The following is a 21492-nucleotide window of genomic DNA, read 5'->3' on the forward strand; positions in this document are numbered from 1 at the left end:
CGACGCGGGGGGCGCCCCCCGCATGCATGCGACGACGATCCTGATGGTGCGCAAGGGCGGCCGGGTGGTGATCGGGGGCGACGGGCAGGTCAGCCTCGGCCAGACCATCGTCAAGGGCAACGCCCGCAAGGTCCGGCGCCTCGCCAAGGGTTCGGTGATCGGTGGCTTCGCCGGCGCCACCGCCGACGCCTTCACGCTGTTCGAGCGGCTGGAAGCCAAGCTCGAGCAGTATCCGGGCCAGCTCACCCGCGCCTGCGTCGAGCTGACCAAGGATTGGCGCACCGACCGCTACCTGCGCCGCCTCGAGGCGATGATGCTGGTCGCCGACAAGGACGTGAGCCTGCTGCTGTCGGGCGCCGGCGACGTGCTGGAGCCCGAGGGCGGCGTGATGGCGATCGGCTCGGGCGGCAACTACGCGCTCGCTGCCGCCCGGGCGCTGGAGGAGCAGGAGCTCGACGCCGAGGCGATCGTGCGCCGCGCCATGCGGATCGCCGCCGAGATCTGCGTCTACACCAACGGCAGCCTGGTGATCGAGAGCCTGGACGCGGCCTGACCGCCCGCCTCCTTCATCTCCGGCCGCGAGAACCCTGCGTAGAATTCGAAGAAATCCCCCATGACCACCTTCTCCCCCCGCGAAATCGTCTCCGAACTCGACCGCTACATCGTGGGCCAGGCCGACGCGAAGCGCGCGGTCGCGATCGCCCTGCGCAACCGCTGGCGCCGCCAGCAGCTCCAGGGCCCGCTGCGCGAGGAGGTGGCACCCAAGAACATCCTGATGATCGGGCCGACCGGCTGCGGCAAGACCGAGATCTCCCGCCGCCTCGCCCGGCTCGCCAACGCCCCCTTCCTGAAGGTCGAGGCGACCAAGTTCACCGAGGTGGGCTATGTCGGCCGCGACGTCGAGCAGATCGTGCGCGACCTCGTGGAGGTCGGCATCGGCCTCAAGCGCGACGAGAAGCGCCGCTCGGTCCAGGCGAAGGCGGAAGCCGCGGCCGAGGGCCGCATCCTCGATGCCCTGGTCGGGCCGACCGCGAGCCCGGCCACCCGCGACAGCTTCCGCCGCCGCCTGCGGGCGGGCGAACTCGACGACAAGGAGGTCGAGATCGAACTCGCCGGATCGAGCCCGGCGGGCCTGCCGATGTTCGAGATCCCGGGCATGCCCGGCGCCGCGATGGGAGCGATCAACCTCGGCGATATGCTCGGCAAGGCGCTCGGCGGCCAGAAGGGCAAGCCGCGCCGCATCACCGTGCGGGACGCCCACGCGCCGCTGATGGCGGAGGAATCCGACAAGCTCCTCGACCAGGACAGCATCGTCCAGGAGGCGATCCGCGAGGTCGAGGACAACGGCATCGTGTTCCTGGACGAGGTCGACAAGATCTGCGCCCGGGAGGGCCGCGGCGGGGCCGATGTCTCGCGCGAGGGCGTGCAGCGCGACCTGCTGCCGCTCATCGAGGGCACCACGGTCGCGACCAAGCACGGGCCGGTGAAGACCGACCACATCCTGTTCATCGCGAGCGGCGCCTTCCACGTCTCGAAGCCCTCCGACCTGCTCCCCGAGTTGCAGGGCCGGCTGCCGATCCGGGTGGAGCTGAGCCCGCTCACGGTGGACGACTTCCGCCGCATCCTCACCGAGACCGAGGCGAGCCTCCTCAAGCAGGCCGTGGCGCTGATGGCGACCGAGGGCGTGAGCGTGACCTTCACGGAGGACGCGGTCGACGCGCTGGCCAAGGTCGCGGTCGAGGTGAATTCCTCGGTCGAGAACATCGGCGCGCGCCGCCTTCAGACGGTGCTGGAGCGGGTGCTCGACGACATCTCGTTCACCGCCCCCGACCGCTCCGGCGAGAGCGTGACGATCGACGCCGATTACGTGCGCACGCGGGTCGAGAGCCTCGCGCAGAACGCGGATCTGAGCCGGTTCATCCTGTAGCCGGCATCCGCGGATCGCGGCTCAAAGGCCCTCTCCCCGCGCGGGAGAAGGGCCATGCGGCTGTCAGCGCAGCTTCAGCGTCGCGAGGCCGAGGAGCGCCAGCACCACGGCGATGATCCAGAACCGGATCACCACCTGCGGCTCCTTCCAGCCCTTCTGCTCGAAGTGATGGTGGATCGGCGCCATCCGGAAGACGCGCTTGCCGGTGAGCTTGAAGGACGCGACCTGGATGATCACCGAGGCGATCTCCAGCACGAACAGGCCGCCCACCACCGCCAGAACGATCTCGTGCTTCGTCGCCACCGCGATGGTGCCGAGAAGGCCGCCGAGCGCGAGCGAGCCGGTATCGCCCATGAAGATCTGGGCCGGGGGCGCATTGAACCACAGGAAGCCGAGCCCGGCCCCGATCAACGCCCCGCAGACCACTGCGAGCTCACCCGTGCCCGGCACGTAGTTCACCTGCAGGTACGAGGCGTAGATCACGTTGCCGACCAGATAGGCGATGATCCCGAAGGTCGCCGCCGCGATCATCACCGGCACGATGGCGAGGCCGTCGAGCCCGTCCGTGATGTTCACCGCGTTGCCGGCGCCGACGATCACGAAGCTCGCGAACAGGATCCAGAACACGCCGAGATTGATGATCGCGTCCTTGAAGACCGGGAAGGCGAGCCGGTAGGCGAGGCCCGGCGCCGAGTACTCGGCCACCGCCACGCAGGCCGCGATCGCGATCATCGCCTCGAGGCCGAGCCGGAACTTGCCGGAAAAGCCCTTGTGGCTCTGCTTCGTCACCTTGAGATAGTCGTCGTAGAAGCCGATGGCGCCGAAGCCGAGGGTCACCACGACGGTGATCCAGACGTAGCTGTTGCGCGGATTCGCCCACAGGAACACGGCGACGAGCAGCCCCGCCAGGATCATCAGCCCGCCCATGGTCGGCGTGCCGCGCTTGGTGAGCAGGTGCGTCTGCGGCCCGTCCTCGCGGATCGGCTGGCCCTTGCCCTGGCGCAGGCGCAGGAGCGAGATGATCCAGGGCCCGAACCAGAACACGAAGAAGCCTGCGGTGAACAGCGCGCCGCCGGTCCGGAAGGTGATGTAGCGAAACACGTTGAACGGCGAGAACACGCCGCTCAGTTCCGACAGGAGATACAGCATCCCGGGCTCATCCCGATGGTGAGGTGAGCGCCGGCGGGGATGACGGCGCCATCTGTGAAGGGGGCTCCGGCCGGGCCGGGGCGCGAGCGTTCAGCTCGGTCGTCCGGCCGCGAGGGATTCCGCGGCGCCCCCGTAGCGGGCTTTGAGGGCCTCGACAATGCGGCCCATGCGGGTGCTGTTCGAACCCTTGACCGTCAGCGCGTCGCCGGGGCGGATCTCGGCCAGCACCGCGTCGAGCAGCTCGGCCGAGGTCGGCGCGGCGACGCCCCGTGTGCCGGCGGGCAGCGCGTCGAACAGCTCGGCCATCATCGGCCCGGCCACGAAGACGAGGTCGATGCCGTGCTCCTCCACCGCAGCGGCGAGCTCCCGGTGCAGGCGGGGGGATTCGGTGCCGAGTTCCAGCATGTCGCCGAGCACGGCGATCCGCCGGCCGCGGCCCTGGATCTCGATCCCGGCGAGCGTCGCGAGGGCGGCGCGCACCGAGGCCGGGTTGGCGTTGTAGCTCTCGTCCACGAGCAGCGCCTCGCCGCCGGGCAGACGCAGCATCGTGCGCTCGCCGCGGCCGACCGGCGGCCGGAGCTGCGCCAGGGACAGGGCCGCGAGCGCGAGGTCGGCCCCGAGCGCGTGCACCGCCGCCATCACGGCGAGCGAGTTCAGCGCCGTGTGCCGGCCCGGGGTGCCGAGCCGGTAGGTCACGGGGATGCCCATCACGCGGGCATCCACGATCGAGAGGTCGGGCCGCATCAGGATCCGCTCGGCCCGCACATCGGCGTCGGGGTGCTCGCCGAAGCTCACGATCCGTCCCGCCCGCGACGCGAGGGCGTGGGCGCCGAGGCGCTCGAAATGCGGGTTGTCGCGGTTGACGATCGCGACGCCCCCCGGCTCCAGGCCGGCGAAGATCTCGCCCTTGGCATCCGCGATGCCGGAGAGCGACTGGAAATGCTCGATATGGACCGGCTCGACCGTCGTCACGATGGCGATCTCGGGCCGCACCAGACGGGTCAGCGGGACGATCTCGCCCGCGTGGTTCATCCCGATCTCGAAGACGCCGAACCGGCTCGCCCCCGGCATCCGGCCGAGGGTCAGGGGCACGCCCCAATGGTTGTTGTAGGAGGCGACCGAGGCGTGGGTGGCCCCCTGCGCCGCCAGCACGTGGCGCAGGGCTTCCTTGGTGCCGGTCTTGCCGACCGAGCCCGTCACCGCGAGCACCCGCGCGGCGCTGCGCGCGCGAGCCGCCGCGGCGAGCGCCCGCATGGCGGCCAGCACCGGATCGTCCCCGACCGCGGGCACCACGACGAGCGGCCCCGCATCCGCGAGGTCGGCCGCCCTGTCCTGCGAGACCACGGCCGCCCCCGCCCCGCGGGTCAGAGCGTCGCGCACGAAGTCGTGGCCGTCGCGGGCCTCGCCACGGATCGCGAAGAACAGGTCGCCGACCTTGAGGGTGCGCGTGTCGATCGACAGGCCGGCGAGCGGCTGGGCGGCCGCGGCATCGCTGCCGGCGGCGGTTGTGCCGCCCCCCGTGGCGGCCAAGCGGCCGCCGGTGGCAGCCAGGACCTCGGCGAGGGTCCAGAGGGGCTCGGTCATGCACGCGTCTCCTCGATCGCGCTCAGCACCGCGTCGCGGTCCGAGAACGGCAGCGTGCGGTTGCCGATGATCTGGCCGGTTTCATGGCCTTTGCCTGCGACGAGCAGGACATCGCCGGGCGACAGGTCCCGCACGGCGCTGCGGATCGCCTCCGCCCGGTCGCCGATCTCCTCGGCGCCGGGGGCGGCGGCGAGGATCTCCGCCCGGATCGCCGCCGGCTCCTCGCTGCGCGGGTTGTCGTCCGTGACGATGACCCGGTCGGCGCCCTCGACCGCGATGCGTCCCATCATCGGACGCTTGGCCCGGTCGCGGTCGCCGCCGCAGCCCATCACGCAGACGAGGCGCCCGGTGGTGAAGGGGCGCAGGGCCTGGAGCACGCCGGCGAGCGCATCGGGCTTGTGCGCGTAGTCGACGACGCAGAGCGCGCCGTCATGGGTCGCGACCCGCTCCAGCCGCCCCGGCACGCCGGCGAGGTGTCCGAGGGCCGCGACGACCTCCGGCAGGCGGCCCCGCCCGGCGGGCGTCGCCAGGACGAGGGCGGCCGCCACCAGGGCGTTCTCCGCCTGGAAACCGCCCACGAGGGGCAAATCGACGCGGTAGTCCCGGCCCTCCGCCTCGATCGTCAGGGCCTGCGCGAAGCCGCGCGTCTCGATGGCGGTGAGCCGCAGGGTCTCGCCGGCGCGGCCGGTGGTGACGAGCGGCAGCCCCCTCGCCCGCACGGCCGCCACGACGCGCTCCGCCATCGGCCCGTCCGCGTTGACGATCGCGGGCGCGTCCTGCGGCAGCAGGGTGTCGAACAGGCGCAGCTTCGCGGCGAGATAGGCCTCGGCGGTGTGGTGGTAGTCGAGGTGGTCGTGGCCGAGATTGGTGAAGCCCGCCGCGACGAGGCGCACGCCGTCGAGGCGCCGCTGCTCGATCCCGTGCGAGGAGGCCTCCATGGCGAGCGCCGCGATGCCGTCGCCCGCCAGCCGGTCGAGGGTCTCGTGCAGGGTGACCGGGTCGGGGGTGGTGAGGGAGCCGTAGGCGGCCCCGTCCCCGGTGACGACGCCGAGCGTGCCGAGGCTCGCCGAGCGGGTCCCGAGCCGGGCCAGGATCTGGCGGACGAAATCCGCCACCGAACTCTTGCCGTTGGTGCCGGTGACCGCGACGATGCTCTCCGGCTGGCGCGGGGAGAAGCGCGAGGCCGCGAGCGCGAGCGCGCGGCGGGCATCGGGCACGGGCAGATAGACGACACCCTCGGGCAGGGCCTCCGGGCGGGGTCCCTCGGCCGCCATGGCGACGGCGCCGGCCGCCGCCGCGGCCGCAGCGAAGCTGCGCCCGTCCGCCCGCGTCCCCGGCACCGCCACGAACACGAAGCCGGGGGCGACCCGCCGGCTGTCGGCGGTGAGGCCGGCGACGGCGATCCCCGCGGCCGCGCCCGCGGCCTCGGGGAACAGGGTGCCGAGTGTGGCCGCGCTCATCGTCCGCCGACCTCGTTGGCGTGGTAGGCGCCGAGCTTCACCATCAGCGGGAAGGGCTTGGCCGGCGGTTCGAATTGCGGCGGCAGGCCGAGGATCGGCGCCGTCCGGGCGATGATGCGGCCCGTGACCACGCCCGAGTTCCAGGCCGCGGTGGCGTAGGAGCCGGATTCCGCCGCCACCGCCTGCGGCTCGTCCATGATGGTCACGAACAGGTATTTGGGCTTGTCCATCGGGGCGGCAGCCATGAAGGTCGTGAACAGGCGGTTCTTCACGTAGCGCCCGCCAATCACCTTCTCGGCGGTGCCGGTCTTGCCACCGACGAAGTAGTACGGGATGGCCGCCTTCTTGGCCGAGCCCTCGGTGGCGTTGAGCCGCATGATAAACCGCATCGCCTCGCTGGTCTGCGGCGACAGGACCGGGGTCGCCTTCTCGCGGGCGGCGGCCTCGTCGCGCTTCAGGAAGGTCGGCGTGATCAGGAAGCCGCCATTGGTGATCGCCGCGACCGCCGAGGCGGCCTGGATCGGCGCCACCGCGAGGCCGTGGCCGAAGGCGATGGTGATGGTGTTGATCTCGGTCCAGCGCGGCGGGATGATCGGCTCGGCGCTCTCCGGCAGTTCGGTGCGCAGGCGGTCGAGCAGGCCCATCTTCTTCAGGAAGGCCTTGTGGCCGGGCACACCGACCCCGAGCGCCATCTTGGCCGAGCCGATGTTGGAGGAATGCGTGAACACCTCCGGCATCGTGATGACCCGGTTGGTGCCGTGATACTCGTGGATCTTCTGGCGGCCCCAGTGCAGCACGCCGCCGCGGGTGTCGAAGGTCGAGTTGACGTTGAACTTGCCCGATTCGAGGGCCATGGCCAGCGTCATCGCCTTGAAGGTCGAGCCCATCTCGTAGACGCCGACATTCATGCGGTTGATGCGGTCGGGATTGAGGGCGTCGGCGGGCTCGTTCGGGTCGAAGTCGGGCAGCGAGGCGAGCGCGATCACCTCGCCGGTATTCACGTCGAGGATCATCGCCGCCGCGGCCTTGGCGCGGTAATGGCCCATGCCCCAGGCCAGTTCGTCGCGCACCGCGTGCTGGGCGCGCAGGTCGATGGAGAGCTGGACCGGCGAGAGGTCCGCCGACTTCTCGATGAAGCCGAGGTTGTTGAGGTCCTTCAGGCCCGTCTTGTCGATGTACTTCTCCATGCCGGCGATGCCGACATTGTCGAGGTTGGAGAAGCCGAGCACGTGGGCGGCCGCGACGCCGTTCGGATAGACGCGCTTGTGGTCGGGCAGGAAGCCGATGCCCGGGATGCCGAGCCGGTGGATCTCGGCCTGCTGCTTGGGCGTGAGTTCGCGCTTGACCCAGACGAAGCCCTTCTTGGTGCTGAGCTTCTCGCGCAGCTCGCGGGCGTTGAGCTGCGGCAGGACGGCGGTGAGGAGTTCGACCGCCTCGTCCTTGTCGTAGATGTTGCGCGGCTCGGCGAAGAGCGAGACCGTGCGGATGTCGGTGGCCAGGATCTCGCCGTTGCGGTCGACGATGTCGGGGCGGATCGCGGTCGCGGCGGCGGCGGCGACCCGCTGGGCCGAGCTGCTCGGCTCCTCCGGGAAGGCCGCCTGCTGGATGAGCCGGCCGGTGATCACGCAGAACACCGCCGTGAAGACGAGGCCGACGAGGCCCACCCGCGCGGCGCTGCGCTCGATGGCGAAGCGGAACATCGCGCGCAGGATGGTCACGATCAGGGCCTGACGCGCCGGGGCCTCGGGCGCGGGCTCCGGCTGGGCATGGTCGGGATGCTCGGACACGGTGAAGCCTACCTCGTCGCCGTCGGGGTGCGGGTGGACGTGCGGGGGGAGCGGGACGCGGAGGTCGAGCCGGTGGTGCGCGGCTCCTCGGCGCTCCGGTTCGTGGTCGCGGCCGGGCGCTCCTTGCCGGTCGGCGTCGCCGTCGCGAGGAGCCCGAGGGATTCGAGCTTGCGGGCGATCTCGTCGCCGCGGTCGGCCTTGGCCGGAAGGTCGGCGAGCCGCCCGAGATGCTCGGTCCCGATCGGTTCGAGCTGGAGATACTTGTCGACGGCCGCCTGCAGGCGGTCCGGCCGGGTGAGGAGCTGCCACTCGGCGCGCAGCACAGCGGTGGCCTCGCGCTCGCGGCGCAGGCGGCTCTTCAGCTTGGCGACCTGCTCGGCTTGGTAGAGCGTGTCGTACTTGATCGAGTAGGCGTAGACGGCCGAGGCGATCAGGCCCGCGATGGCGAGGAGGTGGAGCAGGCGGATCACCGGCGGCCTCCGCGCTCGCGGGCGGGAAGTGCTGCGAGCGCTTCGAGCACCGTCAGGGGCTCGGGCGCCGGCGCGTCGGTGCGCTCGCCCGCGCGCAGCTTGGCCGACCGCGCGCGCGGATTGGCGGCGGCCTCCGCCTCGCCCGGGCCGACCGGCCCCTTGGTGACCAGGGTGAAGACCTTCGGCGCCGGCTTCTCCGCCATCGGCAGGTGCCGGGAGGCCGAGACCGCGCGGCCGCTGCGGGCCGAGAAGAACTGCTTGACGATCCGATCCTCCAGCGAGTGGAAGGTCACCACGGCGAGCCGGCCGCCGGGGCGCAGGATGCGCTCGGCCGCGTGCAGGGCGCGCTGGAGCTCGCCGAGCTCGTCGTTGACCGCGATGCGCAGGGCCTGGAAGGTCCGGGTCGCCGGATGGATGCCGCTGCCCGGCTCCGCCCGGACCACACTGGCGACGATCTCCGCCAGGGCCGCCGTGGTGGCGATGCGCTCGCGGCGGCGCGCCTCCAGGATGGCCCGGGCCACCGCCCGCGCCCGGCGCTCCTCGCCGTAATGGTAGATGATGTCGGCGAGGTCGGCCTCCGGCGCCTCGTTGACGAGGTCGGCGGCGCTCTCCCCCTCGCATTCCATGCGCATGTCGAGGGGACCGTCGTGGCGGAAGGAGAAGCCCCGCTCCGCCCGGTCGAGCTGCATGGAGGACACGCCGACATCGAGCACGACGCCGTCGACCGCCGCGACGCCCGCGTCCCGCACCAGCCGGTCGAGGTCGCCGAAGCGGCCCTGGATCAGGGTCAGGCGCCCCTCCATCTCGGCCGCGAGCCCGCGGCCCGCCGCGATGGCGCTGGGATCGCGGTCGATGGCGATCACGCGCTGCTCCGGCCCCGCCGCCAGGATGGCGCGGGTGTAGCCGCCGGCCCCGAAGGTGCCGTCGACCACCACGCCCGCGCCGAGGCGCAGGGCGGCACGGACCTCGGCCAGGAGGACCGGGATGTGGGGCGGCGTCTCGCTCACGGCGCATCTCCGGCTGGCTTCGGCCGACAGGGGCGCCGCCTCGCGGTGGCAGCGCGATCGCACGCGTGACGCTCCATGATGCTCCGCATGGTTCAGGGGCTGCGCGACTGGCAGCCGCATCCGGTGCGGCCGCGCGCCGGCCCGCACCCCAACATAGGACGCACCGGGCCGAGCACTGCCGAGGCAGGATCCCGGCGCCGGTTTACGATGCGCCATCAATGAGTTGGGCTGGGCTATCATGGGCCTCCGGAAGCGTCAACGCGGCCCGGCGGGACAGCCACGTCGCCTAGTGGCGATCAGACGTCAGCAACGTTAACGAAGGCTTGCGGTTTTCGCCGCCGGTCCGGCCCGCACGGGGCGGACCCGGACTTTCGGCGGAGCCGCCGAAGAGGGATCAGCCGGCCTGTAAGCCGGGTTCTGTAAGGCCCGACGGGATCCGCAAGGATCCCCCCGGACGTGGCGGCCATTCCTCTGGGACGGCCGTTGCCGACCGCCTCGAGCAACCAACCCGGGCGACGAGGCTGGAGAGGAGCCCTGCGCGGTCCCGGAGGCCCGCCCGTGTCGCCCCTATTCGGTTTTGCTCCCGGTGGGGTTTGCCGTGCCGTCCGCGTTGCCGCGTCCGCGGTGCGCTCTTACCGCACCCTTTCACCCTGGCCGCAGGGCCCCGAGGGGCCCGCGGTGGTCTGCTCTCTGTGGCACTGTCCCTGGGGTCGCCCCCGCCGGACGTTATCCGGCACCGTCTCTCCATGGAGCCCGGACTTTCCTCCCCGCCTGACGGCGGAGCGGCCGCCCGGCCGGCTGATGGGCGCGATGTGCGACGCGGCGGCGGCGGCGTCAAGTCGGGTTGCCGGTCCGCAGTCCCGCTCCTAACTCTCGCGGCTAAGGCCGCCGCGAGCCGCGGCCGTGCAGAACGGAGGCAACCCATGAGCGAGACCGTCGAGGCCGGCTGGACGCTGGAGACCGTGCAGCAGCTCAGGACCATGGCCCGCGAGGGCGTGGCGCCCTCGGTGATGAGCCTGAAGCTCAAGCGATCCGTCGCGGCGATCCACGCCAAGCTCGCCGAACTCGGCATCACCCCGACCGCGAAGGCCTGAGAGCCGCTCCCCGGCGGAATCGTGCGGGGCAGTTCTGCCGAGCCCCCTGGTTTCCGCGGTCGCCGCGGCCGAAACGGTGACCGCGTCAGGCGGGATGCCAAGCCGGGCGAAGGCGCCCCGCCCGGTCACGGCATCAGGGCGAAGAACAGGAACGAGGCGAAGATCACGAGGTGCACGATGCCCTGGAGCACCGTCGTGCGCCCCGTGCCGAGCGTGATCACCGCGACGAGCAACGTCAGCGCCAGGAGCACCTGATCCTTCGGCCCGAGCCCGAGGGCGAGGGGCTGCCCGATCACGACGGAGACGAGGGACACCGCCGGGATGGTCAGCCCGATCGTCGCCAGGGCCGAGCCGAGGGCGAGGTTCATGCTGGTCTGGAGCCGGTCGGAGCGGGCCGCGCGCAGGGCGGCCAAGCCCTCGGGCATCAGCACGAGGGCGGCGATCACGATGCCGGCCACGGTCTTCGGCACGCCGAGGACGGCGATGCCGTGCTCCAGGGTCGGGTTGAGGGCCTTGGCCAGCCCGACCACCGCGACGAGGCAGGCCAGCAGCAGGCCGAAGCTGGCCAGGGCGACCCGGGCGGACGGCGGCGGCGCGTGGTCGTCCTCGCTCTGTCCGCCCCCTTCCGGCAGGAAGTAGTCCCGGTGGCGGATGGTCTGCACGAAGACGAAGGCCCCGTAGAGAACCAGGGAGGCGGCCCCGGCGAAGAGGAGCTGGGGCACCGTGAAGACCGGCCCGGCGGTGTTCACGAAGTTCGGCAGGACGAGCGTCAGCGTGACGAGGGCGGCGAGCACGGCGAGGGCGGCGAGCGCGCCCTGGAGCTGGAAGCCCTGCTCGCGATGGCGCACGCCGCCCGCGAGCAGACACAGCCCGACGAGGCCGTTGCAGATGATCATCACGGCCGCGAAGACCGTGTCGCGGGCGAGTCCCGCCTTCTCAGGCCCCCCCGCGATCATCACCGAGACGATGAGCGCGGTCTCGATCACCGTGACGGAGAGCGCCAGCACCAGCGTGCCGAACGGCTCCCCCACCCGGTGGGCGACGACCTCGGCGTGGAACACCGCCGCGAACACCGTCGCCACGAGCACGATTCCGGCCGCCGCGAGCAGCAGGGCCGGCGGCTCCATGAGGAGAGCGGCGCCGAGAATCAGCCAAGCCGCGGCAGGCCAGACCCACGCCCACCACGGCATCCCGTTCTGCGGCACCTGCATCGTTCATCCTCTCTCGCGGCGCTCCGCACCGACGGAACGCTCATCCCGATCCTCACGATTTCCGCGGCGCCCCGGAGGGCGCCGCGGAGGCGGCTACCACGTGCCGGTGTTCGGCATCGAGGCCCAGGGCTCCTGCGGCGGCTTGGATCCGCCCTTCTGCAGGATCTCGATCGAGATCCCATCGGGAGAACGGATGAAGGCCATGTGACCATCCCGCGGCGGGCGATTGATGGTCACGCCAGCCTCCTTCAGCTTGGCGCAGGTCTCGTAGATGTCGTCGACCTGATAAGCGAGATGTCCGAAATTGCGCCCGCCGGTATACTCCTCCGGGTCCCAATTGTAGGTCAGCTCGAGCAGCGGCGACTTGCTGTCCTTGGCGCGGGCGACGTCGCCCGGAGCAGCGAGGAAGACCAGGGTGAAGCGGCCCTTCTCGTTCTCCACGCGGCGCACCTCCTGCAGGCCGAACTTGCCGCAGTAGAAGTCGAGGGCGCGGTCGAGGTCCGCGACCCGGACCATCGTGTGCAGGTATTCCATCGTCGGGGGCTCCTGAATGACGGGGCCATATCTGGCACGGGTCCCGACCGGGTCAACGCGAATGAGGCCGCGCGGCGCGTTGCGCCCGGTCGCGCGCCGGCTACAAGTGGGCAGGCAACGCCGCCGAGGAGCCCATCCGTCCCATGCGCACCGAGACCCCGCCGATCGTCCGCCTCGCCGACTACCGGCCGAGCGACTACCTGATCGACCGGGTCGATCTCGACGTGCGCCTGCACCCGACCGAGACCCGGATCACCGCGACCCTGGCGCTGCGGCCGAACCCGAAGGGCGAGCCCGGCGCCCCCCTCGTCCTCGACGGCGACGACCTCGCGCTGCTCGCCGTCTCCCTCGACGGCCAGCCGACCGCCCCGGGCGCCCTCGACGCGACGCCCCGCGGCCTCACCCTGCACCAGCCGCCCCAGCGCCCCTTCGTGCTCTCCGTCGAGACGCAGGTGAACCCGAGCGCCAACACCAAGCTGATGGGGCTCTACCGCTCGAACGGCGTCTACTGCACGCAGTGCGAGGCGGACGGTTTCCGGCGCATCACCTACTTTCTCGACCGGCCGGACGTGCTCGCGGTCTACACCACCCGCATCGAGGCCGACCGCGACGAGGCGCCGGTGCTGCTCGGCAACGGCAACCCGGTGGAGGCCGGCGAGGCCGGGCCGGGACGCCACTACGCGATCTGGCACGATCCGCACCCCAAGCCCGCCTATCTGTTCGCCCTGGTGGGCGGGCGGCTCGGGCGGATTGCCGCCCCCTTCACCACCATGGAGGGCCGGGCGGTCGAGGTCGCGGTCTATGTCGAGCCGGGCAAGGAGGCGCGCGCGCCCTACGCCCTCGACGCGGTGATCCGCTCCATGGCCTGGGACGAACGCGTCTTCGGCCGTGCCTACGACCTCGACGTCTTCAACGTCGTCGCCGTGTCCGACTTCAACATGGGCGCGATGGAGAACAAGGGCCTCAACATCTTCAACGACAAGTACGTGCTGGCGAGCCCGGACACCGCGACGGACGCGGACTACGCCAACATCGAGGCGATCATCGCCCACGAGTACTTCCACAACTGGTCGGGCAACCGCGTCACCTGCCGCGACTGGTTCCAGCTCTGCCTGAAGGAGGGCCTGACGGTCTTCCGCGATCAGGAATTCTCGTCCGACGAGCGCTCGCGGCCGGTGCACCGCATCGCCGAGGTGCGCACGCTGCGCGCCCGCCAGTTCCCGGAGGATGCGGGGCCGCTCGCCCATCCGGTCCGGCCGCAGGCCTACCGGGAGATCAACAACTTCTACACGGCGACGGTCTACGAGAAGGGCGCCGAGATCGTCCGCATGCTGCGCACCCTGCTCGGCCCGGAGACCTTCCGGGCGGGCATGGACCTCTACTTCAGCCGCTGCGACGGCACCGCGGCGACGGTGGAGGATTTCCTCGCCGCCTTCGCGGAGGTGAGCGGCCGGGATCTCGCGGCCTTCGCCCGCTGGTACGCGCAGGCCGGGACGCCGACCGTCTCCGTCTCCGGACGCTACGACCCCCATCAGCGCAGCTACAGCCTCGACTTCCACCAGAGCCTGCCGACGGTCGCCACCGAGGCGACGGGCGGGGGCGCGCCCCAGCCCCTCGTCATCCCGATCGCCCTCGGCCTCGTCGACCGGGCGGGCGGCATCCTCGCGGCGCGGTCCGACCGGGTGCGGGACGGCGTCTTCGTGCTGGAGGAGGAGAGCGACCGCCTCGTCTTCACCGACGTCGAGGCCGAGCCGGTGCCGTCGCTGTTCCGGGGCTTCTCGGCACCCGTGAAGGTGGCCCATTCCCTCGATACGGGGCAGCGCCTCGCGCTGCTCGCCCATGACAGCGATCCGTTCAACCGTTGGCAGGCGGCGCAGAACCTCGCCCTCGGCATCCTCACGGCACGGACGCGCGGCGGCGCCCCGCTCGGCACCGAGGCCGGGCCGGATGGGGAGGCCCTCGCCGGGGCGCTCGGCAGTTTCCTCGACGCCGAGGCGTTGCGCGACCCGGCCTTCGCGGCCCTGGTTCTGACGATCCCGGCCGACCAGGAGGTGGCCCAGGAGATCGGCGCCAACGTCGATCCCGACGCGATCCACCGCGCCCGCTGGACCCTGCGCGCCCATCTCGGCCGCCTGCTCCGAGACCGGCTCCTCGCCCTGCGCGACGCGCTCGCCGCGCCGGCGGGCAGCCCGTTCAGCCCCGATGCCGCGAGCGCCGGGCGGCGGGCCCTGCGCAACGCCGCCCTCGACCTGATCGCCGCGGCCGATCCCGACCTCGGCACGCGCCTCGCCGAGGCGCAATGCGAGGCGGCGGACAACATGACCGACCGGCTCGCGGCGCTCGCGGTGCTCACCCTCCTGCCGGGCGCGGCGCGCGAGCGGGCGCTCGCGGCCTTCGGCGAGGCCTATCGCGGCGAGCCCCTGGTGCTCGACAAGTGGTTCGCCCTCCAGGCGCTGATCCCCGAGGAGGGGACGGAGGCGCGGGTGCGCGGGCTGATGCGCCACGCGGGCTTCTCGGCCGCCAACCCCAACCGGGTGCGGGCGCTGATCGGCAGCTTCAGCCTCAACAACCCGACGCAGTTCCACCGGCCGGACGGCGCCGGCTACGATCTCCTCGCCGAGACGGTGCTCGATCTCGACTCGCGCAACCCCCAGGTTGCGGCACGTCTGCTCACCGCTTTCAATACCTGGCGGATGCTGGAGCCGGGCCGCCGGGCGCTCGCCGAGGCGCGCCTGCGGAGGATCGCGGCCATGCCGGGCCTGTCGCCGGATGTCGGCGACATCGCCAATCGTTCGCTCGCGCCCGCCCGCCACCACATAACCGCTTGAGGTATTGCATCAATCCCGATTCGGCGCCCGTAGCGGCACGATGATTTAACGAGAGTTTAACCCTCCTCGCATCGCAGCGGAAAGCTGGACAAATCAGCTGTGGAAATGTCACAAGGATGAACGATTCGGCCGCGCGCAAGCGGCCGGGCCGCACCATCCGGGCGTGTGAGGGGAGAGAGCATGTTGGAGGCGGATCCCGCCCCACTCGCTGCGCGTGCGGCCACGATCCTCGGCATCGCACGAGCCATCACCCCGGCTCACCAGCGGTTGGCGCGCGCGGAATCCTGGCTCCGCTTCGCGATCCCCGCGATCCTCGGCCTCTTCCTGATCTCCCTCTTCGCCATCACGGCGACCCAGCTCCTCGGCCAGCGCCGCGACGCGGTGGCCGATGCAGGGCGCGAGATCGACCTCCTGGCCCGGCTCGCCGCGACGAGCCTCTCGGCCGTCCCCCCCGAGGCGGAGCTGCGCCTCGACGGCGCGGTCCCGGCCTCCGCCCTCGTGGCGGGGCGCGAGGTCCACCTGATCGGGCCGGACGACCTCATCGCCGCCTCGCTGCCGCGCCCTCTCCCGTCCGGCCGCCGGCTCGCGAGCCATCTCGACGATGCGCAACCGCTCCTGATCCTGGGCGAGCGGGCCGGCGTGATGAGCGTGACGCTCGACGGCGTGCCGGCCCTCGCGACCTTGCGCGCCCTGCCCTCCGGCCGCGGGCAGGTGGTGGTGGTGCAGCCCCTCGACACGGTCACGGCCGCCTGGCAGAGCCGCGCCCGCACCGAGGCGGTGGTGATCGGCACCGCCACCCTCGTCATCATCTGCGTCGGGCTCGCCTACACGCTCCAGGCGGACCGGGCCCGCACGGTGGACCGCGTCTGCGAGCAGGTGCGCCAGCGCCTGGACACCGCCCTCTGCCGCGGCCGCTGCGGCCTGTGGGACTGGGACATCGCCCGCGGGCGGATCTACTGGTCGGACTCGATGTACCAGCTCCTCGGCTACGTCCGGGAGCACGAGTTCCTGTCCTTCGGCGACGTCAACGCGCTGGTCCATCCCGACGACACCGACCTCTACGGACTCGCGAGCCAGCTCGCCGCCCAGGACGCCACCGTCGACCACGAGTTCCGCATCCGCAGCGCGGGCGGCGAGTGGATCTGGCTGAAGGCGCGGGCGGAGATCGTGCGCGACCCCGACGACGGCGGACGCCACCTCGTCGGCATCGTCATCGACATCTCCGAGCAGCGCCGCCTCGCGGAATCGACCGCCACCGCCGACATGCGCCTGCGCGACGCGGTGGAGGCGGTGTCGGAGGCCTTCGTGCTCTGGGACGCGCAGAACCGGCTCGTCCTGTGCAACTCGAAGTTCCGCCGCCTGCACGCCCTCACCCCCGAGGAGGCTTTGCCGGGCCGGCGCTACGATACGATCATGGGCCGGGCCGCCGTGCCGACGGTGCGCCGGGAGATCCCGAACACCGATCTCGCCGAGACGGGGGCGCGCACCTTCGAGGCCGAACTCGCGGACGGCCGCTGGCTGCAGATCAGCGAGCGGCGCACCAAGGACGGCGGCTACGTCTCGGTCGGCACCGACATCACCACCCTCAAGCGCCACCAGGAACGTCTCGTCGAATCCGAGCGCCAGCTCATCGCCACCATCGCCGACCTGAAGCGCTCGCGGCGCACCCTCGAACTCCAGACGCAGCAGCTCGCCGATCTCGCCGAGCGCTACCTCGACCAGAAGGCCCAGGCCGAGAGCGCCAACCGCTCCAAGTCCGAATTCCTGGCCAATATGAGCCACGAGCTGCGCACCCCGCTCAACGCCATCCTGGGCTTCGCCGAGGTGATGCAGGACGAGGTCTTCGGGCAGCTCGGCTCGGAGAAGTACCGCGAATATTGCAGCGACATCCGCTCCAGCGGCCAGTACCTGCTCTCGGTGATCGACGACATCCTCGACATGTCGCGCATCGAGGCGCGCCGGCTGACCCTGGTGAAGCAGCCGGTGCCGGTGGCGGTGGCGCTGGAGCGCGCCCTCAAGCTCATCGCCGAGCCGGCCCGGGCGAAGGGCCTGACGCTCAGCGTCGAGATGAACGCCGACGCGGTGGTGCTGGCCGACGAGCGCGCCCTGCACCAGATCCTGGTGAACCTCTTGCAGAACGCCGTGAAGTTCACGCCCGAGGCGGGCCGGGTCGCGGTGCGCACCCGGCGCTCCCTCGACGCGGTCCACATCTTCGTGGAGGACAGCGGCATCGGCATCCCGAAGGCGGTGCTGCCGAAGCTCGGCGCACCCTTCGAGCAGGTCGAGAGCAACCTCTCGCGCAGCTTCAAGGGCTCCGGCCTCGGCCTCGCGATCTCGCGCTCGCTCACGGAACTGCATGGCGGGCGGCTGCGCATCCGCTCGGAAGTCGGGGTCGGGACGATCGTACTCGTGCGCCTGCCCCAGCCGCAGCAGGTGCGGGCGGACACGCCCCCGCGCGGCGAAGGAGGCTCTGCGGCGCTGCCGTGGCCGCGCGCGGCGGTGCTGGAGACGGCGGACGCCTGAAGCAGCGGCCCGCTCAGGGCGCCGCGTCCCAGGGATCGATCAAGCGAACGCCGCAACCCGCGAAATCGGCCACGTTCCGCGTCGCGACCGGCGCGTTCCGAGCGCAGGCCCTCGCCGCGATCATCGCATCACGCCGGTGATCGGCCGTCCCTGCCGACATCGCGCTTCCTCGGGCACCGAATGCCCATGGCTTCGGCCCGCTGCCGCAGCCGGCTCGCCAGCCCATCCTCGAGATCGGGAATGACCATGGTCGCCGTCGGATCATCCGATCGGCCGGATCGGCACGGCTCAACGCGCCGCCCTCACCCGATCAGCCGCTCCCACCACCCCCGCACTTCCGCACGCGCCTCCGCGAGCCGGGCGAGCAGGGCCGCCTCGTCCGGCAGGCCCGCCGCGGCGGCGAGGCGCGCGCGGGTGGCGGGAGCGGCGCCCTTCTCGAAGGGTCCCTCCACCATCAGCCGCTGCCAGTGGTGGACGTCATCGAGAAGGCGGTAGGCCGTGGTCAGCGCCTCCGCGGCCCCCTCGGGGATGAGCCCGAGCGCCCCCGCCTCGGCGAAGACCGCGGGCGCGTCGCGGCCGATCAGGCCCGGATGCGCCGCCGCGTGGGTCAGGACGAGGCCCTGCGCCAGGAAGTCGAGGTCGAGCAGGCCGCCCGGCGCCAGCTTGAGGTCGTGGGCGCCGCCATCCCCCTTCTCGCGGGTGATGAGGGCACGCATCTCGCGCACCTCCCGGCTCACCGCGGCAGGGTCGCGCGGGCTCTGCAGGATCTCCGCGACGGCGGCCGCGATCTCGGCGCCGAGGCCGGGATCGCCCGCGAGCACCCGGGCGCGGGTGAGCGCCATGTGCTCCCACAATCCCGCCTCCTCGCGCTGGTAGGGCACGAAGCGCGGCCATTGCCCGGCCACCGGCCCCTGCCCGCCGCTCGGGCGCAGGCGCAGATCCACCTCGTAGAGATGCCCGCGCCGGGTCGGCACCGTCAGCGCCGCCACGAGACGCTGGGCGAGGCGGTTGTGATAGACGGCCGCGTCGAGAGGGCGCCGCCCGTCGCTCTCGCGGTCCTGCGGGTCGAAATCGTACAGGACGACGAGATCGAGATCGGATTCGGCGGTGAGCTGGCGCGAGCCGAGCCGCCCGAGCCCGAGCACCGCGACCCGTGCGCCCCGCACCCGCCCGTGTTCGATCGCGAAGGCGTCCTGCACGGCGGCGAGCGCCTCGGCGACGGCTCGCTCGGCGATGGCCGCGTAGGCCCGTCCCGCGCCGGCGGGCGGCAGGATGCCGGAGAGCAGACGCGCCCCGGTGACGAAGCGCATCTGCCGGGCGGCGTCGCGCAACCGGTCGAGGAAGTCCTCGAAGGCGGGAGGGGCGCCGATCAGGCGGCGCATCTGCGCGGCGAGCGCCGGCTCGTCGGTGACGGGCTCGACGAAGGCCGGGTCGATCACCGCGTCGAGGACGTGGGGACTGTAGGCCACGGTCTCGGCCAGGCGCGGCGCCGTGCCGAGGAGGTCGGCGAAGAGCAGCCGCAGGCGCTCGTGCGAGCGCAGGATGGTGAGGAGTTCGACCGCCGCCGGCATGCGGCCGAAGGCGTGGTCGAGGGCGGCGAGGGCCCCGTCCGGATCCGCCGTGCCTCCGAGCGCCTGGAGCAGGGCCGGGACGAGTTCGGTCAGCACCTCGCGGGCCCGCGGGCTCGTCACGGCCGGCCGCCGCCCGTGATGCCAGCCGCGCACCGTCTCGGTCGCCTGTTCCGGGTTGCGGAAGCCGAGGCCGCGCAGGGTGGCGAGCGTCGCCGGATCGTCCTCCGCCCCGGTGAAGACGAGGTCGCCCATCTCCGCCGAGAGATCGGGCCCCGCCTCGAACAGCAGGGCGTAATGCCCCTGCACGCGCTTGGCCTGCGCGACCAAGGCCGCCCCGAGCGCCTCCGCGTCCCGGTAGCCGCAGAAGCGTGCGAAGCGGGCGAGGCGCTCGGGATCCTCGGGCAGGCGTTGGGTCTGCTCGTCGGCAACCATCTGCAAGCGATGCTCGATGGTGCGCAGGAACCGGTAGGCCTCGGCGAGTTCGTCGCGGGCCTGCGGGGTGATCCAGCCCTCGGTATGGAGGGCGGGCAGCATGTCGAGGGTGCGCTGGCCGCGCAGGGAGGGGCGGCGCCCGCCGAAGACGAGCTGCTGCGTCTGCACGAAGAACTCGACCTCGCGGATACCGCCGCGCCCGAGCTTGATGTCGTGGCCTGCCACCGCGATGGCCCCGTGGCCGCGCACCGCGTGGATCTGCCGCTTCATGGCGTGCACGTCGGCGATGGCCGCGAAATCGAAGTACTTGCGCCAGACGAAGGGCCGCAGCTCGGCGAGGAAGCGCTCGCCGAGCGGGATGTCGCCGGCCACGGGCCGGGCCTTGATGAAGGCGGCGCGCTCCCAGTTCTGGCCCACCGTCTCGTAATAGGTGAAGGCGGAATCGAGGGAGAGCGCGGTCGGGGTGGCGCCCGGATCGGGCCGCAGCCGGTAATCCACCCGGTGGACGTAGCCGTCCGCGGTGCGCTCCTGCAGCAGCTTGGCGAGGCCCTGGGCGAGCCGGCTGAAGAAGGGCGTGGCCTCGATGCCCTCGCGCAGGGGCGCGGCCGCGGGGTCGAAGAACACGATGAGGTCGATGTCGCTCGAATAGTTGAGCTCGCCCGCCCCGTGCTTGCCCATGCCGAGCACGATGATCCCGCTTTCCGCCTGCGGCGCCTCGGGATCGCGCGGCCGGAACCGGCCCGTGCCGGCCGCCTCGTGCAGCACCGCATCCAGCGCGCCCCGCACCGAGGCGTCGGCGAAGTCGGACAGGGCCGCCGTCACCGCCTCCACCGACCAGACCCCACCGATATCCGCGAGGGCAACCAGGAGCGCGTGCGCGGCCCGGTTGCGACGGAGAGCACGGCCGACCGCGTCCCGCGGCGTGCCAGCGGCACCCGCGCCCCATTGGGCGGCGACGAGATCGGCATGGGCCGCCTCGGGCGGCTGGGCGAGGAGGCGCGCGAAGCGGCCGGGCTCGCGGGCGATCAGCCCCCAGAGGAAGGGCGAGTGGTCGGCGAGGCCCAGCGTCAGGGCGCGCACCGGGCCATCGCTGCGCAGGGACGCGGCGAGGCCCGCATGCTCCGGCTCGGCGTCGAGGGCCGGCAGCAGGTCGGCGAGGCGGTCGCGCGCCCGCTCGGCATCCGAGAGAAGCGGGGCGGCTCGGATCCGGTCGAGGAGCGGGGCTGACATCGCGCGGCCTCCCGTCTAAGCAGAACGGCATGGAGCAATTCTGCTGAACTTCTTGATTTCGCATCATTTTCACCGCCAAACCGGTAACCGTTTCGGCACCGGTCGCAGCGGCCGGCGGAATGATGCTCAGGGCTGTCGCGCCCCTTGGCCCCGGTGGTCGCACGATCCGGCAGCCGGGACAACCGCCCGGGAGCGGCTCAGAAATCCAGCGGCGCGTTGTCGATCACCTCCTTCATCACGAAGAAGGTGCGGGTCTGGCGCACGCCCGGAAGCGCGATCAGCTTCTCGCCGTGCAGGCGGTTGAAATCGGCCATGTCGCCGACCCGGATCTTGAGGACGTAGTCGAAATCACCCGCCACGAGGTGGCAATCGAGCACGAAGCCGAGGGAGACCACCGCCCGCTCGAAGGTGGCGAAGCTCTCGGGCGTCGAGCGGTCGAGCACCACGCCCACCATCACGAGCGCCCCGCGCCCCACCGCCCGCGGCGCCACCATGGCGCGCACCGCCGCGATGGCGCCGTCCCGGAACAGCCGCTGCGTGCGCCGGTGGCAGGTGGCCGGACTGAGATTCACCCGCTGGGCCAGTTCGGCATTCGAGAGCCGGCCGTTCTCTTGGAGGAGGCGCAGGATCCGCACGTCGATGCGGTCGAGCCCCTGGCCTTCGGAAGGATCTTCCATCGGATGGC

General features: G+C 72.0%; 15 protein-coding genes and 1 other RNA gene. 5 read left to right on the forward strand and 11 right to left on the reverse strand.

Features of this window, described 5'->3' with window-relative positions; all coding sequences use genetic code 11:
* Positions 1 to 22: 22 nt before the first annotated feature.
* Complete coding sequence (hslV, locus tag ACE101_RS21845; RefSeq protein ID WP_060849237.1) at positions 23 to 553, forward strand: ATP-dependent protease subunit HslV; 531 nt, start codon at positions 23 to 25, stop codon at positions 551 to 553.
* A 60-nt stretch (positions 554 to 613) separates the two neighbouring features.
* Positions 614 to 1927, forward strand: a complete 1314-nt coding sequence (hslU, locus tag ACE101_RS21850; protein WP_379134013.1) for an ATP-dependent protease ATPase subunit HslU — start codon at positions 614 to 616, stop codon at positions 1925 to 1927.
* Between the two features lie 63 nt (positions 1928 to 1990).
* Here the strand turns inward: hslU and mraY are convergent, their stop codons facing one another.
* From mraY to rnpB, 7 genes are all read right to left on the reverse strand, one after another.
* Positions 1991 to 3076: a phospho-N-acetylmuramoyl-pentapeptide-transferase gene (gene mraY, locus ACE101_RS21855; RefSeq protein ID WP_379134015.1), complete on the reverse strand. Its 1086-nt coding sequence runs from the start codon at positions 3074 to 3076 to the stop codon at positions 1991 to 1993.
* Positions 3077 to 3166: 90 nt separating this feature from the next.
* The gene (locus ACE101_RS21860) at positions 3167 to 4660 is read right to left on the reverse strand and encodes a UDP-N-acetylmuramoylalanyl-D-glutamyl-2,6-diaminopimelate--D-alanyl-D-alanine ligase (protein ID WP_379134018.1); all 1494 of its coding nucleotides are present in this window, start codon (positions 4658 to 4660) and stop codon (positions 3167 to 3169) included.
* Positions 4657 to 6120: a UDP-N-acetylmuramoyl-L-alanyl-D-glutamate--2,6-diaminopimelate ligase gene (locus tag ACE101_RS21865; protein ID WP_379134020.1), complete on the reverse strand. Its 1464-nt coding sequence runs from the start codon at positions 6118 to 6120 to the stop codon at positions 4657 to 4659. The genes ACE101_RS21860 and ACE101_RS21865 overlap by 4 nt, the downstream gene beginning before the upstream one ends.
* A complete protein-coding gene (locus tag ACE101_RS21870) occupies positions 6117 to 7907 on the reverse strand; it encodes a peptidoglycan D,D-transpeptidase FtsI family protein (RefSeq protein WP_379134022.1) in 1791 nt (596 codons plus the stop codon). Before ACE101_RS21870 ends, ACE101_RS21865 begins: the two co-directional genes overlap by 4 nt.
* A gap of 8 nt (positions 7908 to 7915) precedes the next feature.
* The gene (gene ftsL / locus ACE101_RS21875; protein WP_379134024.1) at positions 7916 to 8377 is read right to left on the reverse strand and encodes a cell division protein FtsL; all 462 of its coding nucleotides are present in this window, start codon (positions 8375 to 8377) and stop codon (positions 7916 to 7918) included.
* Positions 8374 to 9384, reverse strand: a complete 1011-nt coding sequence (gene rsmH, locus ACE101_RS21880; RefSeq protein WP_379134027.1) for a 16S rRNA (cytosine(1402)-N(4))-methyltransferase RsmH — start codon at positions 9382 to 9384, stop codon at positions 8374 to 8376. Before rsmH ends, ftsL begins: the two co-directional genes overlap by 4 nt.
* Positions 9385 to 9774: 390 nt before the next feature.
* Positions 9775 to 10186: RNase P RNA component class A (rnpB, locus tag ACE101_RS21885), an RNA gene on the reverse strand.
* A 121-nt stretch (positions 10187 to 10307) separates the two neighbouring features.
* Here rnpB and ACE101_RS21890 point away from each other — a divergent pair.
* Complete coding sequence (locus ACE101_RS21890; protein ID WP_379134030.1) at positions 10308 to 10478, forward strand: hypothetical protein; 171 nt, start codon at positions 10308 to 10310, stop codon at positions 10476 to 10478.
* Positions 10479 to 10603: 125 nt separating this feature from the next.
* On the opposite strand, the gene ACE101_RS21895 is transcribed toward ACE101_RS21890, so the two are convergent.
* Entirely contained in the window at positions 10604 to 11689 is a 1086-nt protein-coding gene (locus tag ACE101_RS21895) for a calcium:cation antiporter (RefSeq protein ID WP_379134032.1), read from the reverse strand.
* 93 nt (positions 11690 to 11782) lie between these two features.
* Positions 11783 to 12223 carry a VOC family protein gene (locus ACE101_RS21900; protein WP_379134035.1) on the reverse strand — a complete coding sequence of 147 codons (441 nt, stop codon included), beginning with the start codon at positions 12221 to 12223 and terminating at the stop codon, positions 11783 to 11785.
* 143 nt (positions 12224 to 12366) lie between these two features.
* Between ACE101_RS21900 and pepN the strand changes: the two genes are divergently transcribed.
* The gene (pepN, locus tag ACE101_RS21905) at positions 12367 to 15051 is read left to right on the forward strand and encodes an aminopeptidase N (RefSeq protein WP_379134038.1); all 2685 of its coding nucleotides are present in this window, start codon (positions 12367 to 12369) and stop codon (positions 15049 to 15051) included.
* A gap of 180 nt (positions 15052 to 15231) precedes the next feature.
* The gene (locus ACE101_RS21910; RefSeq protein ID WP_379134041.1) at positions 15232 to 17574 is read left to right on the forward strand and encodes a PAS domain-containing sensor histidine kinase; all 2343 of its coding nucleotides are present in this window, start codon (positions 15232 to 15234) and stop codon (positions 17572 to 17574) included.
* Positions 17575 to 17876: 302 nt separating this feature from the next.
* Here the strand turns inward: ACE101_RS21910 and ACE101_RS21915 are convergent, their stop codons facing one another.
* A complete protein-coding gene (locus ACE101_RS21915; protein WP_379134044.1) occupies positions 17877 to 20807 on the reverse strand; it encodes a bifunctional [glutamine synthetase] adenylyltransferase/[glutamine synthetase]-adenylyl-L-tyrosine phosphorylase in 2931 nt (976 codons plus the stop codon).
* A gap of 197 nt (positions 20808 to 21004) precedes the next feature.
* Complete coding sequence (locus tag ACE101_RS21920; protein WP_379134046.1) at positions 21005 to 21484, reverse strand: Lrp/AsnC family transcriptional regulator; 480 nt, start codon at positions 21482 to 21484, stop codon at positions 21005 to 21007.
* Positions 21485 to 21492 lie beyond the last annotated feature (8 nt).

The sequence above is a fragment of the Methylobacterium carpenticola genome, assembly GCF_042748905.1.
Lineage (GTDB): Bacteria > Pseudomonadota > Alphaproteobacteria > Rhizobiales > Beijerinckiaceae > Methylobacterium > Methylobacterium carpenticola.

Coding starts and splice junctions, on each gene's coding strand:
- ACE101_RS21865 (WP_379134020.1), bottom strand. CDS start 6,120: ATGAGCGCGGCCACACTCGGCACCCTGTTCCCCGAGGCCGCGGGCGCG.
- ACE101_RS21900 (WP_379134035.1), bottom strand. CDS start 12,223: ATGGAATACCTGCACACGATGGTCCGGGTCGCGGACCTCGACCGCGCC.
- ACE101_RS21915 (WP_379134044.1), bottom strand. CDS start 20,807: ATGTCAGCCCCGCTCCTCGACCGGATCCGAGCCGCCCCGCTTCTCTCG.
- ACE101_RS21860 (WP_379134018.1), bottom strand. CDS start 4,660: ATGACCGAGCCCCTCTGGACCCTCGCCGAGGTCCTGGCTGCCACCGGC.
- ACE101_RS21890 (WP_379134030.1), top strand. CDS start 10,308: ATGAGCGAGACCGTCGAGGCCGGCTGGACGCTGGAGACCGTGCAGCAG.
- ACE101_RS21920 (WP_379134046.1), bottom strand. CDS start 21,484: ATGGAAGATCCTTCCGAAGGCCAGGGGCTCGACCGCATCGACGTGCGG.
- ACE101_RS21910 (WP_379134041.1), top strand. CDS start 15,232: ATGTTGGAGGCGGATCCCGCCCCACTCGCTGCGCGTGCGGCCACGATC.
- ACE101_RS21895 (WP_379134032.1), bottom strand. CDS start 11,689: ATGCAGGTGCCGCAGAACGGGATGCCGTGGTGGGCGTGGGTCTGGCCT.
- hslU (WP_379134013.1), top strand. CDS start 614: ATGACCACCTTCTCCCCCCGCGAAATCGTCTCCGAACTCGACCGCTAC.
- pepN (WP_379134038.1), top strand. CDS start 12,367: ATGCGCACCGAGACCCCGCCGATCGTCCGCCTCGCCGACTACCGGCCG.
- hslV (WP_060849237.1), top strand. CDS start 23: ATGCATGCGACGACGATCCTGATGGTGCGCAAGGGCGGCCGGGTGGTG.
- mraY (WP_379134015.1), bottom strand. CDS start 3,076: ATGCTGTATCTCCTGTCGGAACTGAGCGGCGTGTTCTCGCCGTTCAAC.